The sequence below is a fragment of the Blastococcus sp. SYSU DS0616 genome, from assembly GCF_054051015.1.
Window position 1 is genome coordinate 33,915 of the sequence record NZ_JBJHAJ010000023.1, and the last position, 14,601, is coordinate 48,515.

Genomic DNA, 14,601 nt, shown 5'->3' on the forward strand with positions numbered 1-14,601 from the left:
TGGCGACGGTACAGAGGGGACCCTAACCCGATCCGAGCACCCGGTTAGGGTGCCCTGCGTGGAGACCGTGGCTGCCGACGACGCACGCCGAGCGGCGGGGCCGACGGTCCTCGACGTCCTGGCTCTGGAGGAGATCGACCGCGACCTGTACCGCAGCACCCTGCTGTTCAGCGACCCCTTCCCGCTGTACGGCGGGCAGGTGGCCGCGCAGGCGCTGTACGCCGCCGGGCGCACGGTCGCCACGGACCGCCTCCCGCACTCGCTGCACGGCTACTTCCTGCGCAGCGGTGACGCCGCCCGCCCGACGATCTTCCGCGTGGACCGCGACCGCGACGGCGGCTCGTTCTCGGCCCGGCGGGTGGTCGCCCTCCAGGGCGGCGAGGTCGTGTTCAGCATGTCGGCCTCGTTCGCGGTGCCCGGTCCCGGCCCGGACCAGCAGGTGCAGCCGACCCCCGCCGTCGAGGCGCCGGACGGACTGCCGGTCTTCGAGCTGCCCCGGGTGTTCTCCATGGAAAGCCGCCGGCCCCCGCAGCCCTACCCGGACGCGCACTGGCCGACCCGCTTCTGGGCGCGGGCCACCGTGCCGCTGCCGGCTGACCACCTGGTGCACGCCTGCGTGCTGACCTACCTCTCCGACATCGGGACCGGGCTGTCGGCGCTGCCCGACGACGAGGCCGCCCCCGGCCCGAGCCTGGACCACGCCGTCTGGTTCCACCGCCACGCGCCGCTGGACGACTGGGTGCTCATGGACATGGTGCCGCGCACCGTGTCCGGGGGGCGGGGCTGGTACACCGGATCGATCACCACGGCCGGCGGTGTGCTCGGCGCGAGCTTCACCCAGGAGACGCTGTTCCGGCCCGGCCGGAACCCCTTCCGCCCCGGGCGGTGACCGGCAGGCGCGCCGCGCCGACGGCTCGCAGGCACCCCGCGCGTCGGCGGGCGGTCGTCGAGACGTCATGACGTATGGTCGGGTCAACCCGGCCCACGAGCGCGAGGAGCCAGCCGGTGCGCATCGGAATCCTGACCGGAGGCGGGGACTGCCCCGGCCTCAACGCCGTCATCCGTTCGGTGGTGCGCACCGCCGGTGCCCACTACGGCAGCGAGGTGATCGGCTTCCGCGACGGCTGGCGCGGGCTGCTGGAGAACCGCTGGACGCCGCTGGACGTGGCCGCGGTCGACGGCCTGCTCACCCGCGGTGGCACGACGCTCGGCTCGGCCCGCGTCGCTCCGGAGAAGCTGCACGCCGGCATCGAGGAGATGATCGGCACGCTCGACGAGCACGGGGTCGACGTCCTCGTCCCCATCGGCGGGGAGGGCACCCTCACCGCGGCCCACGTGTTGTCGGAGGCCGGCGTGCCGGTGGTGGGCATCCCGAAGACGATCGACAACGACATCGACGGCACCGATCTGACGTTCGGCTTCGACACCGCGGTCAGCATCGCCACCGAGCTCATCGACCGGCTGCACACGACCGCCGAGTCGCACCAGCGCGTGCTGCTGGTCGAGGTGATGGGCCGGCACGCCGGGTGGATCGCGCTGCACGCCGGCCTGGCCGCCGGCGCCCATCTGACCCTGGTGCCCGAGCAGCCGTTCGACGTGGACGAGGTGGTGCGGCTGGTCTGCGACCGGTTCGCCCGCGGGGCGTCCCACGTGATCGGCGTCGTCGCCGAGGGGGCCGAGCCGCTGCCCGGGCAGATGGCCTTCCGTCGCGGCGGCGTCGACGAGTTCGGCCACCGCCGGTTCACCGGCGTCACCCAGCAGCTGGGGGAGGAGCTGGAGCGGCGCACCGGCAAGGAGGTGCGGGCCACGGTGCTGGGGCACGTCCAGCGCGGTGGGACCCCGACGTCGTTCGACCGCGTGCTGGCGACCCGCTTCGGCCTGCATGCCACCATCGCCGCGCACGAGGGCCGTACCGGTCAGATGGTCGCGCTGCGGGGGACGGAGATCGAGCTGGTCCCGCTGGCGCGCGCCGTCGCCCGGCTGAAGACGGTGACCCCCTCCCGGCTCGCCGAGATCGAGGCCTTCACCGGCTGACCCCGGCACGCGGCCGGGCCCACGGCGGGTCCAGCAGTGCCAGGGCCCGGTCGACGGCGGGCCGGACGGCGTCCGGTGTCGCGGCGGTCATGACCACGCCGAAGGTCATCCGGAGGGCGAGCAGCACGTCGTCGGCGTTGACCTCCGGGGGGGCGACCCCGGCGTCGCGGGCGGGGCGCAGGGTGGCCTCCACCAGGCCGAGCAGCCGCTCCGCCCCGTCGTACTCGGGCAGGTTCCGGCGAGCGTCGACGACCATCTCGACGAAGGCCGTGGTCTCGATGGCCTGGTCGACCAGGCGGCTCCACAGCCGGCCGAGAGACCCCGCGTCCGGATCGGCGGCGATCGCCTCGAGCTCGGCGAAGTTGTCCTCGAACACGGCGAACGCCAGATCCAGCCGCGTCGGGAAGTGCCGGTAGAGCACGCCCTGCCCCACGCCCGCCTCGCGGGCGATCGCGCTCAGCGGCACCCGGTAGCCACCCGAGGCCATGACCCGGCGGGCGGCCTGCAGGATCGCCCGCCGGTTGTCCGGAGCCGCTGCCGGACCCCGGTTGACTCTCCCGCCCGACGTGGCCATGCTCACACCCTAGCGATCCGGACAACACTGTCCGGTCGGTGGGCGAGGAGGGCACCGTGGCCAGGAGCGTGGAGCAGTTCGACGAGACCTACGACGTCGTCGTGGTCGGTACCGGTGGCGCCGGCTTCGCCACCGCGCTGGGCGCCCTGGACGAGGGGCTCAGCGTGCTCCTGCTGGAGGGCACGGAGAAGTGGGGCGGGAGCACGGCGATGTCCGGGGGTGGCATGTGGCTGCCGGACAACCCGCTCATGCGCCGCGCCGGCGCCGGTGACTCCCGGGAGGAGGCGCTCGCGTACCTGGAGGCGACGGTCGGCGACGAAGGGCGCGCCGCGACGCGGGAGCGCAAGGAGGCGTTCGTCGACGGTGTCGCCGACTTCGTGACGACGGCGGAACGGCACGGCCTCGCCTTCGCCCGGGCGAAGGACTACCCCGACTACTACCCCGAGCTCCCCGGCGGCAAGATCGGCCGCTCGCTCGAGGCCGAGCCGCTGGACTCCAAGCAGATCGGCGACTGGTGGTCGACCCTGCGCAACGCGGTGCCGCTCCCGGTGAAGACCGACGACGTATGGCTGCTGGGCCGGGCCTGGTCCACCCCGGGCGGGTTCGTGCGCGGCGCGCGGTTCGTGTTCCGCGCGCTCGGTGGTGTCGCCCGCGGGCGGCGGGTGGTCGGGATCGGGGTGGCCCTGGCCACCGCCTTCTGCAAGGCCGTCGTGGTCGACGGGAAGGTGCCGCTCTGGCTGCAGGCGCCGCTGGAGGACCTGGTCCTCGACGGCGAGCGCGTGGTGGGCGTGCGGGTCCGCCGCACCGGTCGCGAGGTGCGCATCCGCGCCGTGCGCGGCGTGATGCTGGCCGGCGGTGGGTTCGAGCACAACCGCGACTGGCGGCAGAAGCACCACGGCATCGACGGCTCGCCGTCGGGCAACCCCGGCAACGTCGGTGGCCCGATCGAGATCGCGCAGCGCGCGGGGGCGGCTCTGGAGCTCATGGACGAGGCCTGGTGGGGCGCGTCCGTCGCCGCCCCCGCCGGGCACACGCCGGCGTTCATCGTGGGGGAGCGGTCGATGCCCTACTCGCTGATGACCGACGCCCGCGGTGACCGCTTCGCGAACGAGTCGGAGTCCTACGTCGACCTCGGCCACCACATGCTCGAGCACGACAAGGACGGCCCGTACTGGCTCGTCGCCGATGCCCGGCACGCCCGCCGGTACCTGCGGACGTTCGCCCTGGACCCGCGGCTGAACAAGGCGATGCGCGAAGCCGGGATCATGGTCAAGGCCGGGAGCATCCCGCAGCTGGCCGAGCGGCTGGGCATGGAGCCGGGCCGGCTGCAGGCGACCGTCCAGCGGTTCAACGGGTTCGCCCGCGCCGGCATCGACGGCGACTTCGGGCGGGGCAACTCCGCCTACGACCGCTACTACGGCGATCCCACCGTGCGGCCCAACCCGTGCCTCGGTCCGCTGGAGAAGGGCCCGTTCACCGCGTTCCGCGTGGTCATCGGTGACCTCGGCACCAAGGGCGGCGTGGTCACCGACCCCGACGGCCGTGCGCTGCGCGAGGACGGCTCGATCATCGAGGGCCTGTACTCCGCGGGCAACAACTCCGCCTCCGTCATGGGGCGGACCTATCCCGGCCCGGGCTCCACCATCGGGCCCGCCGCCGTCTTCGGACTGCGCGCCGCCCGGCACATGGCCCGCCGGCCCGCCTGAGCCCGGTCCCACCTTCCCGGCGCGCGACCGCGCGCCGGTTCCCTCACCACAGGAGAGATGCGTGACCACCAGCACGTCCGGCCGCCTCGCCGGCAAGGTCGCCTACGTCACCGGCGCCGCCCGCGGCCAGGGCCGCGCCCATGCGGTCCGGCTCGCGGCCGAGGGCGCCGACGTCATCGCGATCGACAACTGCGAGACGGCGAAGACCACGTCCTACGCCGGCCCCACCGAGGAGGACCTCGCCGAGACCGCCCGCCTGGTCGAGGCGCAGGGGCGGCGCATCCTGGCCCGCAAGGCCGACGTCCGCGACCTCGACGGGCAGATGTCCGTGGTCCGCGACGGAGTGGCGGAGTTCGGCCGGCTCGACGTCGTCGTCGCCAACGCCGGCATCTGCTCGGGCTCGATGTCCTGGGAGATCCCGGTGGAGAAGTGGCAGGAGACGATCGACACCAACCTCACCGGCACGTTCTTCACGATGAAGGCGACCGTGCCGGTGCTGCTGGAGCAGGGCACCGGCGGCTCGATCATCGTGATCAGCTCGGTGGCCGGGCTGCGGGGGCTGCCGTTCCTCGCCGACTACGCGGCCAGCAAGCACGGCATCGTCGGCCTGGCGCGGACCATGGCGAACGAGCTCGGGCAGCACAACATCCGGGTCAACACCGTGCACCCGCACGGCGTGGCCACCGGCATGCAGCCTGCGGAGATGTTCGAACTCGCGCAGCAGTACGCCACAACGCTGGCCCCCATGCTGATGGGCGCGCTGCCCGACCCGATCTCCCAGCCCGAGGACATCGCGCATGCGGTGGCCTGGCTGGCCTCGGACGAGGCGCGGCACGTGACCGGCGTCCAGCTGCCGGTCGACCTCGGCATCCTCGGGCGCTGACGTGGCTCGCCTCGACCTGCGGGTGCGGCTGCTCGGGCGGGCGCTGCGGCTGGGGTCGGTCGCCACCCTGGACGCCGAGCGGCTCGCTCGCGTCCAGGAGCGCTCGCCCGGGCACAACCCCGTGACCGACCTGCTCCTGGGCGGGGTGGCGCCGGGGGTGACCCTGCAGGACGGCGTCACCGCCGGCGCGGCGGGACCGCTGGCGATGCGGGTCTACCGCCCCCGCGGCGCCGCCGGCGGGCCGCTGCCGCTCGTGGTCAACTTCCACGGCGGCGGCTGGGTGCTCGGCTCGCTCGACCAGGCCGACTGGCTGTGCAGCAACGTGGCCGCGACCGTGGGCGCCGTCGTGGTGTCGATCGACTACCGCCTCGCGCCGGCGCACCCGTGGCCCGCCGCGCCCGAGGACTGCTACGCGGCGCTGGTCGACGTCGCCGCCCGCGCCGGCGAGCTGGGGGCCGATCCGGGCCGGCTGGCGGTCATGGGCGACAGCGCCGGGGGGAACCTGGCCGCGGTCGTCGCGCTCATGTCCCGCGACCGGTCCGGGCCGGCGATCGCCGTCCAGGCGCTGCTCTACCCGGCGACCGACCTGACGTTCGGCAGCGCCTCCATCGCCGAGAACGCCGATGCCCCCGTCCTCACCCGGCGCGACATGGAGGCCTACCGCGCGCACTACCTGGGCGACCGGGACCGTGCGCACCCGTACGTCTCGCCGCTGCTCGCCGCCGACCACGGCGGCCTGCCGCCGGCGCTGGTGCAGGTCGCCGAGCACGATCCGATCCGCGACGACGGGCTGCGCTACGCGGAGACGCTGCGGGCCGCGCGGGTGCCGGTGCGGGCAACGACCTACGTCGGGATGCCGCACGGGTACCTGGCCTTCCCGAGGCTCTGCCGCAGCGCGCCGCAGGCCCTCGCCGAGCTGTGCGCGGAGCTGTCGTCCGCGCTCGCGCCGGGAGGCTGACCCGCCGGCGGGCCGCGCCGGTCGTCGACCCGTGGTGGCGTCGGCACGGGGCGACACCACCACGGGCCGACACAGCGGGTGCGGCGCCGGCCCGTCAGACCAGGATGCGGTGGCCGTGCACCCGGTCGGCCGCCTCGGCGGACAGGAGCATCCGGCGGACCGGGCGGTAGCGGCCCTCGCGGAGGGTGCGTGCCCGGTCGGGGTCGGTGCCCGCCAGCCGCTCCGTGGCGGCGAGGTCGGCCTTGTTCTCCACCAGCTTCACCAGGCGGGCCAGCGGGTGGGCGGCCACCCGGCGGACGAACCCGGACAGGTAGGGCTCGCCCGGGCGCGGGGTCCCCGCGTCGATCGCCTCGACCACCACGCCCGGCACCCCGAGGGCCCGCAACCGGTCCAGGTCGTACCGGCGGGCCGGGTCGGGGTGGTCGCGGGTGCCCGCCACGACGTCCTTGAGCACGCCGGCCATCTCGGCCTCGGGTCCGAACGGCCGCAGCGCCTCGGCGAGCGGCCGCAGCTGCGCCAGGTAGTGGTCGCGGCCGTCCTCGTCCACCTGGCCCTCGTGCGCCTCCAGGGCGAGCAGGTGGGCGTCGGGAAGCGTGAAGGGCACGCACCGAGGCTAGGCACCGTTCCGCCGGAGAGGGTGGCCGTCCGGCCGATCGGCCGGTCAGCCGGCGAGGACGACGACCAGGGTGCGCGGGCCGTGCACGCCCTCGACGCGCTGCAGCTCGATGTCGCTGGTCGCCGACGGGCCGCTGATCATCGTGAGCGGGGCCGTCGGGTCCAGCCGGGCGAGCGCCTCGGGGACCCCGCCGACGACCTGGTCCGCCGTCACCACGCACACCAGGACGTCGGGCAGCAGCGACAGGGCCCGCCGGCCGCAGCTCGGGGAGCCGTCCAGCACCAGCGTGCCGGTCTCGGCCACGGCCACGGCCACCCCGGTGACCGACGCGCCGAAGGACGCCAGCCCGACCGCGGGCCGGCCGTCGTCCGGCACCGCGCCGTCGGGCCGCCAGTCCGCGGGCAGGCCCGGCGCGACGACGACGGCGTCGGGGGGCAGGTCCAGGTCGCCGAGCGACCGGGCCACGGTGGAGGCCACCTCGGCCGGCGCGCAGCGCACCACCGTGGCCTTGTAGTCCTCCAGCCGGTCGGTGAGCACCTCGTGCAGCACGGCGGCGGGGCGGTCGTCCCGCCGCCGGTAGTCGCGCCGGACGGGTTCAGGGGCGCGCCGGTCCGGGCCCAGCGCCGCGCGGATCCGCCCGAGCACCTCCTCGCGCGCGCTCACCGCCGGTGCTCCTCGGCCCACTGAGAAGTGAAGGTCTTCCCGGGCGGAGTGGGGAGGTCGCGGGACCGGGTCCAGGCCGACAGCGGCGGCGGCAGCGTGGCCGGGAGGGTCGGCCGCCCACGGGCCAGGAACCGGCCCAGACCGGCGGCCCGCTGGGCGAGCCGCCAGAGCCGCGGGGAGGCCATCACGCGGGAGAGGAGGCGGAAGGCCGCTGCCTCAGGGGTCGTGCGCGTCTGGGCCTCGACGTGCTCGGCGCGCAGGTGCACCAGGATCGAGGGGATGTCGATCGCCACCGGGCAGACGTCGTAGCAGGCGCCGCACAGCGACGAGGCGTACGGCAGCGACGCGTTGTCCTCGACGCCGGTGAGCTGGGGGGAGAGCACGGCGCCGATCGGCCCGGGGTACACCGACCCGTAGGCGTGGCCACCGGCGCGCTCGTACACCGGGCAGACGTTCAGGCACGCCGAGCAGCGGATGCAGTGCAGCGCCTCGCGCCCCACCTCGTCGGCGAGCACCGCCGTCCGCCCGTTGTCGACCAGCACGAGGTGGAACTCCTGCGGTCCGTCATCGGGCGTGACCCCGGCCCACAGCGAGGTGTAGGGGTTCATCCGTTCGCCCGTGGAGGAGCGGGGGAGCAGCTGCAGGAAGACCTCGAGGTCGGTCCAGGTGGGCACCACCTTCTCGATGCCCATCACGGTGATGAGGGTCTGCGGGAGCGTCAGGCACATGCGCCCGTTGCCCTCGGACTCGACGACGGCGAGGGTGCCGGTCTCGGCGACGGCGAAGTTCGCCCCGCTGATCGCCACCCGGGCCCGGAGGAAGCGCTCGCGCAGGTGCGCCCGCGCCGCCATGGCCAGCCGACGGGGGTCGTCGGTGAGCTCGGGGTCCACCCCGGGCATGGTGCGCAGGAAGATCTCGCGGATCTCGGCCCGGTTCTTGTGGATCGCCGGGACCAGGATGTGCGACGGCCGGTCTTCGCCCAGTTGCACGATCAGCTCGGCGAGGTCGGTCTCGTGCGCCGCGATGCCCGCGGCCTCCAGCGCCTCGTTGAGCCCGATCTCCTGGGTGGCCATCGACTTGACCTTGACCACCTCGTCGGTGCCGGTGGCCTGCACCAGGTCGAGGACGATCCGGTTGGCCTCGGTGGCGTCGCGGGCCCAGTGCACCGTGCCGCCGCGGGCGGTGACCTGCTCCTCCAGCGCGATCAGGTGCTCGTCGAGCCGGGCCATCGTGGCCGCCTTGATCGCCCGGCCGGCCTCGCGCAGCTCCGCCCAGTCGGGCACCTCGCCGACCACGGCGGCCCGCTTGCCCCGGATCGTCGCCGTGGCATGGCCGAGGTTGGCGCGCAGCTGCCCGTCGCGCAGCGAGTCGCGCGCGGCGTCGGGGAACGACCGGTCGCCGCGCAGGTGCCCGACGCCCCGGGGAGCGGTCGGGATGCCCAGGAAGACGGCGGTCACGAGCGCACCGCCGGTCGGGTCGACTGCTCGGGGGCCACGGCGTCCTCCGTCGACGCGAGGATCTCGGCCAGGTGCACCGTGCGCGTGCCGGCCCGGAGGCGGGAGAGCCCGCCGCCGATGTGCAGGAGGCAGGAGGCGTCGCCCGCGGTGCACACCTCGGCGTGCGTGGCGAGCACGTTGGCCATCTTGTCGGTGAGCATCGCGGTCGAGGTCTCGGCGTTCTTGACCGCGAACGTGCCGCCGAACCCGCAGCACTGGTCGGCCGCGGGCAGCTCGACCAGCTCCAGGCCGCGGACGGCGCGCAGCAGGCGCAGCGGCCGGTCGCCGACCCTCAGCATCCGCAGCGAGTGGCAGGTCGGGTGGTAGGTGACCCGGTGCGGGTAGTACGCCCCGACATCGGTGACGCCCAGGACGTCGACCAGGAACTGCGACAGCTCGTAGGTCCGCTCGGCCAGCGCCGCGGCGTCGTCGGCGAGCGCGTGCTCCCCGGCGCGGCGGGCGACGGCGGCCTGCTGGTGGTGGATGGAGGCGACGCAGGAGCCGGACGGCGCCACGATCGCCTCCGCCCCGGCGAACGCGCGCACGTGGTTGGCGATGACGGGCACCGCCTCGCGCCGGTAGCCGGTGTTGACGTGCATCTGCCCGCAGCAGCTCTGGCCCGGGGGCACGACCACCTCGTGGCCGAGCCGCTCCAGCAGCACCGCCGTCGCCTCGGCGACCCGCGGCACCATCGTGTCGACCAGGCAGGTGGCGAAGAGCGCGACCTTCATCGGATCCCCTCCCGGTCGGGCGCCGGATCCCGCCGGACCATGCTCGACTCGCGGACGACGAGCACCGGCTCGAAGACGGGCTGCTCGTGGACGTGGCCCTCGCGCGCCTCGTCCAGGAGCAGCTGCGCGGCGCGGCGGCCCATGGCGTGCCGCGGCTTGCTCACCGAGGTGAGCGGGACGGCGGCGGCGGCCGCGAAGTCGATGTCGTCGTAGCCGACGATCGCCAGTTCGTCGGGGACCCGCACGCGGTGCCGGACCATCTCCTGCAGCACCCCCAGCGCGAGCAGGTCGTTGGCGCAGATCGCGGCGGTCGGGCGCCGGGTGGCGGGGATGCCGATGATCCGCCCCGCCGCCTCGCGTCCGCCGGCCACCGTGAGCTCCTCCGGGGACAGGACGGTGAGCTCGGCGCCCGACGCCTCGCGGACGGCGCTGGCCACGCCGGCGTGCCGCTCGTGCACCTGCGGCAGTCCGGAGGCGCCCCCGATGAAGGCGATGCGCCGGTGGCCGCGCTCGAGCAGGTGCTCGGCGGCGATCCGGCCACCGAGGACGTCGTCGGTGGCGACCGCGCACTGGTCACCGTCCGGAGCCCGGCGGTCGAGCAGCACGACGGGTACGCCTCTCCTGCGAAGGGCGGCGAGGTCCGGGCTGAGCTCGGCGGTGGGCGTGATGAGCACGCCGTGCACCCGCTGCTCGGCGAGGGCGGCGAGGTGCGCGGTCTCCCGCTCCGGGCGGTCGTCGGTGTTGCAGAGGATCAGCGACAGCCCGGCGGCGTCCACCACCTCCTCCACGCCACGGGCGACATCGGTGAAGAACGGGTTCGCGATGTCCAGGACCACGAGCCCCACGGTCCGGCTGGAGCCGGCGCGCAGCTGCCGGGCGGACTCGTTCCGGACGAAGCCGAGCTCCGCGATCGCGGCGAGCACGCGCTCGCGGGTGGCCGCGCCGACCACCTCCGGCCGGTTCAGGACGTTGCTGACCGTGCCCACCGAGACGCCCGCCCGAGCGGCGACGTCCCGGATGCTGGCGGTCAGTGCTCCTCCTCGGGCGCGCGTCGACGGACCTCGCGGCGAGACCCGGTGCAGGCCATGATGGGGCCACCCTCTGAAACGTGTCAACCGCACAGCGCGCGCCCTCGTCGCGCACAAGTCACGGCCATGAGCGTGGCGGTTGACACACATTCGGGACCTTTCTATGGTGGCCGTCACATCGCGTCTGAAACGATTCACAGCGATGACATCGGACACGGAGGCGGTCACTGTGGACCACACGAAGGAGCCGGCGGCGCCCGGCGACGTCGTCCTCGCGCTGGAGGACGTGCGCAAGTCCTTCGGGGCGGTCGCCGCGCTCCGCGGCGCCCGGCTGGAGCTGCGCGCCGGTGAGGCGCACGCCCTGGTCGGTGAGAACGGCGCGGGCAAGTCGACGCTGGTGAAGATCCTCGCCGGGGTGCACGCCCCCGACGGCGGACGGGTGCTCCTGGACGGCGAACCGGCGCGCCTGGACAGCCCGGCGACCGCACGGGCCGCGGGCATCGCGGTGATCTACCAGGAGCCCACGCTCTTCCCCGACCTGTCGGTCGCGGAGAACATCTTCATGGGCCGGCAGCCCCTGACGGCCGGCCGGCGCATCGACCGCAAGGCGATGGCCGCGCGGTGCCGCGAGCTGTTCGACCGCCTCGGCGTGGACCTGGACCCCGACCGACCCGCGCGTGGCCTGTCGATCGCCGACCAGCAGATGGTGGAGATCGCCAAGGCGCTGTCGTTCGACGCGCGGGTGCTGGTCATGGACGAGCCGACCGCCGCGCTGTCCGGCGTCGAGGTCGAGCGGCTGTTCGCCGTCGCCCGCGCCCTGCGGGAGGCCGGCGCCGCGGTGCTGTTCATCTCCCACCGGTTCGACGAGGTGTTCGAACTCTGCGACCGGATCACCGTCATGCGCGACGGCGAGTGGGTCTCCACCGACCGCACCTCGGAGCTGACCGTCGACCGGGTCGTGCACGCGATGGTGGGCCGCGAGGTCGCCACCCTCTTCCCCAAGCAGGACGTCGAGCCCGGCGAGGTGCTGCTCGAGGTCCGCGGACTCACCCGCGCCGGGGTCTTCAGCGACGTCTCCTTCGACGTGCGCGCCGGTGAGATCGTCGCGCTGGCCGGCCTGGTCGGGGCGGGCCGCAGCGAGGTCGTGCGCGCGGTGTTCGGCGTCGACCCCTACGACGCCGGCACCGTGCGCATCGCCGGCCAGGAGCTCCGCCGCGGCAGCCCCGCAGCGGCCATGGCCGCCGGCGTCGCGCTGGTGCCCGAGGACCGCCGTCAGCAGGGCCTGGTCATGGAGCTCTCCGTCGAGCGCAACACCACGCTCACCCGCCGGTGGGCCCTGTCCCGGCGGGGCTGGCTGTCCGCCCGGCGCGAGCGGGACGCCGCGGCGGAGTGGACCCGCCGGATGCAGGTGAAGGCGGGCAGGCTCAGCGATCCCGTCTCCACCCTGTCCGGCGGCAACCAGCAGAAGGTCGTGCTGGCCAAGTGGCTCTCCACCGGGCCGAAGGTGCTGATCGTCGACGAGCCGACCCGGGGCATCGACGTCGGCACCAAGGCGGAGGTGCACCGGCTGATGTCGCAGCTCGCCGCGGAGGGGATGGCGGTCGTCATGGTCTCCAGCGAGCTCCCCGAGGTGCTGGGCATGGCTGACCGCGTCCTCGTCATGCACGAGGGGCGGCTGGTCGACGACATCCCGCGCTCCCGGGCCGACGAGAGCAACGTGATGCTCGCGGCCACCGGCCAGGCGACCCGCACGGCGGTGGCGTCGTGAGCACGGCGGTGACCCGGCCTCCCGCCGCCCCGGAGGAGACGTCCGGCCGCGGCACCGGCGGCAGCCCGCTGGTGCACCGGCTGTTCGCCGTCCGCGAGTTCGGCATCCTCGCCGCGCTGCTGCTGCTCGTCGTCGTGACGGTGGTCGTCCAGCCGCGGTTCCTCTCCCAGCAGAACATCCGCGACCTGCTGCTGTCGGCGTCCATCCTGACGGTGCTGGCGGCCGGCCAGACGATGGTGATCATCACCCGGAACGTCGACCTCTCCGTCGGCTCGACGCTCGGCCTGTCGGCCTACGCGACCGGGACGCTGCTGGCGACGCAGCCGGACACGCCGGTACTGCTGGCGGTGCTCGTCGGCATGGCGGTCGGCGCCGTCGCGGGCGTCGTCAACGGGGTGATCGTCGCCGTCGCGAAGGTGCCCTCGCTCGTGGTCACCCTGGGCACCCTCTACGTCTTCCGCGGCATCGACGCCCTGTGGGCCAGCACCAGCGGCCGGCTGCAGATCAACGCCGCCGATCTGCCCAGCGGGTTCAAGTCCCTGGGGACCGCCCGGCTGCTCGGCATCCCGGTGCTCTTCCTCGTCGCCGTCCTGGTGGTGCTCGTCGTGGGCTACTACCTGCGGAGCTACCGCAGCGGCCGGGAGATGTACGGCATCGGCTCGGACCCGGACGCCGCGCGGTTGTCCGGCATCCCGGTCGGCCGGCGGGTGCTCAGCGCGTTCGTGGTCAACGGGGCGCTCGCGGGGCTGGCCGGGGTGCTGTACGCGGCCCGCTTCCAGACGCTGGACGCGACCGCCGGCACCGGATACGAGCTGACCGTCGTCGCCGCCGCCGTCGTCGGCGGCGTGGCCATCTTCGGCGGGAGCGGCTCGGTGGCCGGCGCGGCGCTCGGCGCCCTGCTCCTCACCACCATCGGCACCGCCCTGCCGCAGCTCGGCATCGACCCGTTCTGGCGCAACGCCGCCGTCGGCGCCCTGATCATCGCCGCCATCGCGCTGGACCGGGTGCTCGCGCTGCGCCTGGCCGGGCGCCTGCGGAGGAGGAGTTCCCGTGGCCATTGAGACCGTCGCCCCGCCCGCCGAGGACCAGGCGCCGCCGCGGACGCTGTCGGACCGGATGCGGCTGCTGGGCACCGGCGACGGGGTCATCACCCTGGTGCTCGTCGTCTTCGTGCTGCTGGCCTCCCTCTCGGTCGAGGGCTTCGCCACCGCGCGCAACACCGGCTTCCTGCTGCTCGACGTGATCGTCATCGTGCTCATCGCGCTCCCGCTGACGATGGTCATCATCACCGGCGAGATCGACCTGTCGGTCGCCAGCACGGTCGGCCTCACCGGGGCCGTGATGGGCCAGCTGTGGATCGCCGGCCTCCCGCTGGAGCTCATCGTCCCGCTGTGCCTGCTCCTGGGCGCCGTGCTCGGGGCGGTCAACGGCGCGCTGGTGACCCGGCTGGGCCTGCCGTCGCTGGCGGTCACCATCGGCAGCCTCGCCCTCTACCGGGGGCTGGCCTTCGTCGTGCTCGGTGACCAGGCGGTGGCCGACTTCCCCCGGGCGTGGACCACGTGGGCGATCAGCACGATCGGCGACTCGGGGATCCCCGTGGCGGCCGTCCCCCTCGCGGTCCTGGTCCTCGTCTTCGGCGTCGTGCTGCACGCCACCCCGATCGGGCGGTCGCTGTACGCGATCGGCAACAGCGAGGACGCCGCCCGCTTCAGCGGCATCGACGTCGCCCGCACCAAGTTCTGGCTGTTCGTCGTCACCGGGGTGATCGCCGCGCTGGGCGGGGTCTACTGGACCCTCCGCTACGGCAGCGCCCGCGCCGACAACGCCACCGGGCTCGAGCTGCAGGTCGTCGCCGCCATCCTGCTGGGCGGGGTGTCGATCTTCGGCGGCCGGGGAGGGATGGTCGGCATCCTCGCCGGCGCGCTCCTCCTCGGTGCCGTGCGCAACGCCCTGCGCCTGGCCAGCGTGCCGGCCGACGTCCTCAACATCGTGACCGGCGTGCTGCTCATCGCCGCCGTGGTCGCCCCCCAGGTCATCGGATGGGTCCGGCGGCGTGCCGCTGCCCGGAGCCGGATCCCGTGACACCACCGCCGTGCACCCACCGACGGGTGCCCGTCCGACCCACCGACCCCGGCCGCTCTCAC

The 14,601-nt window shown here is 74.4% G+C and carries 14 protein-coding genes; 8 read left to right on the plus strand and 6 right to left on the minus strand.

The window, feature by feature from the left end; translation table 11 throughout:
* Positions 1–58: 58 nt before the first annotated feature.
* Entirely contained in the window at positions 59–889 is an 831-nt protein-coding gene (locus tag ACI79K_RS16110) for an acyl-CoA thioesterase (RefSeq protein WP_456600189.1), read from the plus strand.
* Between the two features lie 116 nt (positions 890–1,005).
* Positions 1,006–2,034 carry an ATP-dependent 6-phosphofructokinase gene (locus ACI79K_RS16115; protein ID WP_456595500.1) on the plus strand — a complete coding sequence of 343 codons (1,029 nt, stop codon included), beginning with the start codon at positions 1,006–1,008 and terminating at the stop codon, positions 2,032–2,034.
* Here ACI79K_RS16115 and ACI79K_RS16120 read toward each other — a convergent pair.
* Entirely contained in the window at positions 2,024–2,608 is a 585-nt protein-coding gene (locus tag ACI79K_RS16120) for a TetR/AcrR family transcriptional regulator (RefSeq protein ID WP_456600190.1), read from the minus strand. The genes ACI79K_RS16115 and ACI79K_RS16120 overlap by 11 nt on opposite strands.
* Before the next feature lie 56 nt (positions 2,609–2,664).
* Here ACI79K_RS16120 and ACI79K_RS16125 point away from each other — a divergent pair, with 56 nt between their 5' ends.
* The 3 genes from ACI79K_RS16125 to ACI79K_RS16135 all read left to right on the plus strand — a co-directional run bounded on the left by ACI79K_RS16125 (position 2,665) and on the right by ACI79K_RS16135 (position 6,155).
* Positions 2,665–4,314, plus strand: a complete 1,650-nt coding sequence (locus ACI79K_RS16125) for an FAD-binding protein (protein ID WP_456588276.1) — start codon at positions 2,665–2,667, stop codon at positions 4,312–4,314.
* Positions 4,315–4,375: 61 nt separating this feature from the next.
* Entirely contained in the window at positions 4,376–5,197 is an 822-nt protein-coding gene (locus ACI79K_RS16130) for a mycofactocin-coupled SDR family oxidoreductase (RefSeq protein ID WP_456600191.1), read from the plus strand.
* 1 nt (position 5,198) lies between these two features.
* Positions 5,199–6,155: an alpha/beta hydrolase fold domain-containing protein gene (locus tag ACI79K_RS16135; protein ID WP_456588274.1), complete on the plus strand. Its 957-nt coding sequence runs from the start codon at positions 5,199–5,201 to the stop codon at positions 6,153–6,155.
* A gap of 94 nt (positions 6,156–6,249) precedes the next feature.
* Here ACI79K_RS16135 and ACI79K_RS16140 read toward each other — a convergent pair whose 3' ends face one another.
* The 5 genes from ACI79K_RS16140 to ACI79K_RS16160 are packed head-to-tail and all read right to left on the minus strand — an operon-like array spanning position 6,250 to position 10,743.
* Entirely contained in the window at positions 6,250–6,759 is a 510-nt protein-coding gene (locus ACI79K_RS16140; RefSeq protein ID WP_456595505.1) for a phosphohydrolase, read from the minus strand.
* A 57-nt stretch (positions 6,760–6,816) separates the two neighbouring features.
* Positions 6,817–7,434: a LutC/YkgG family protein gene (locus tag ACI79K_RS16145; RefSeq protein ID WP_456600192.1), complete on the minus strand. Its 618-nt coding sequence runs from the start codon at positions 7,432–7,434 to the stop codon at positions 6,817–6,819.
* The gene (locus ACI79K_RS16150; protein WP_456600193.1) at positions 7,431–8,891 is read right to left on the minus strand and encodes a LutB/LldF family L-lactate oxidation iron-sulfur protein; all 1,461 of its coding nucleotides are present in this window, start codon (positions 8,889–8,891) and stop codon (positions 7,431–7,433) included. The genes ACI79K_RS16145 and ACI79K_RS16150 overlap by 4 nt, the downstream gene beginning before the upstream one ends.
* Positions 8,888–9,661: a (Fe-S)-binding protein gene (locus ACI79K_RS16155; RefSeq protein ID WP_456600194.1), complete on the minus strand. Its 774-nt coding sequence runs from the start codon at positions 9,659–9,661 to the stop codon at positions 8,888–8,890. The genes ACI79K_RS16150 and ACI79K_RS16155 overlap by 4 nt, the downstream gene beginning before the upstream one ends.
* Positions 9,658–10,743 carry a LacI family DNA-binding transcriptional regulator gene (locus tag ACI79K_RS16160; protein WP_456600212.1) on the minus strand — a complete coding sequence of 362 codons (1,086 nt, stop codon included), beginning with the start codon at positions 10,741–10,743 and terminating at the stop codon, positions 9,658–9,660. Before ACI79K_RS16160 ends, ACI79K_RS16155 begins: the two co-directional genes overlap by 4 nt.
* Positions 10,744–10,891: 148 nt before the next feature.
* Here ACI79K_RS16160 and ACI79K_RS16165 point away from each other — a divergent pair, with 148 nt between their 5' ends.
* The 3 genes from ACI79K_RS16165 to ACI79K_RS16175 are packed head-to-tail and all read left to right on the plus strand — an operon-like array spanning position 10,892 to position 14,539.
* Positions 10,892–12,457, plus strand: coding sequence for a sugar ABC transporter ATP-binding protein (locus ACI79K_RS16165; RefSeq protein WP_456600195.1), 1,566 nt, complete (start codon positions 10,892–10,894; stop codon positions 12,455–12,457).
* Positions 12,454–13,518: an ABC transporter permease gene (locus tag ACI79K_RS16170; protein WP_456600196.1), complete on the plus strand. Its 1,065-nt coding sequence runs from the start codon at positions 12,454–12,456 to the stop codon at positions 13,516–13,518. Before ACI79K_RS16165 ends, ACI79K_RS16170 begins: the two co-directional genes overlap by 4 nt.
* Positions 13,508–14,539, plus strand: coding sequence for an ABC transporter permease (locus ACI79K_RS16175; protein ID WP_456600197.1), 1,032 nt, complete (start codon positions 13,508–13,510; stop codon positions 14,537–14,539). Before ACI79K_RS16170 ends, ACI79K_RS16175 begins: the two co-directional genes overlap by 11 nt.
* The last annotated feature ends 62 nt before the right edge of the window (positions 14,540–14,601 follow it).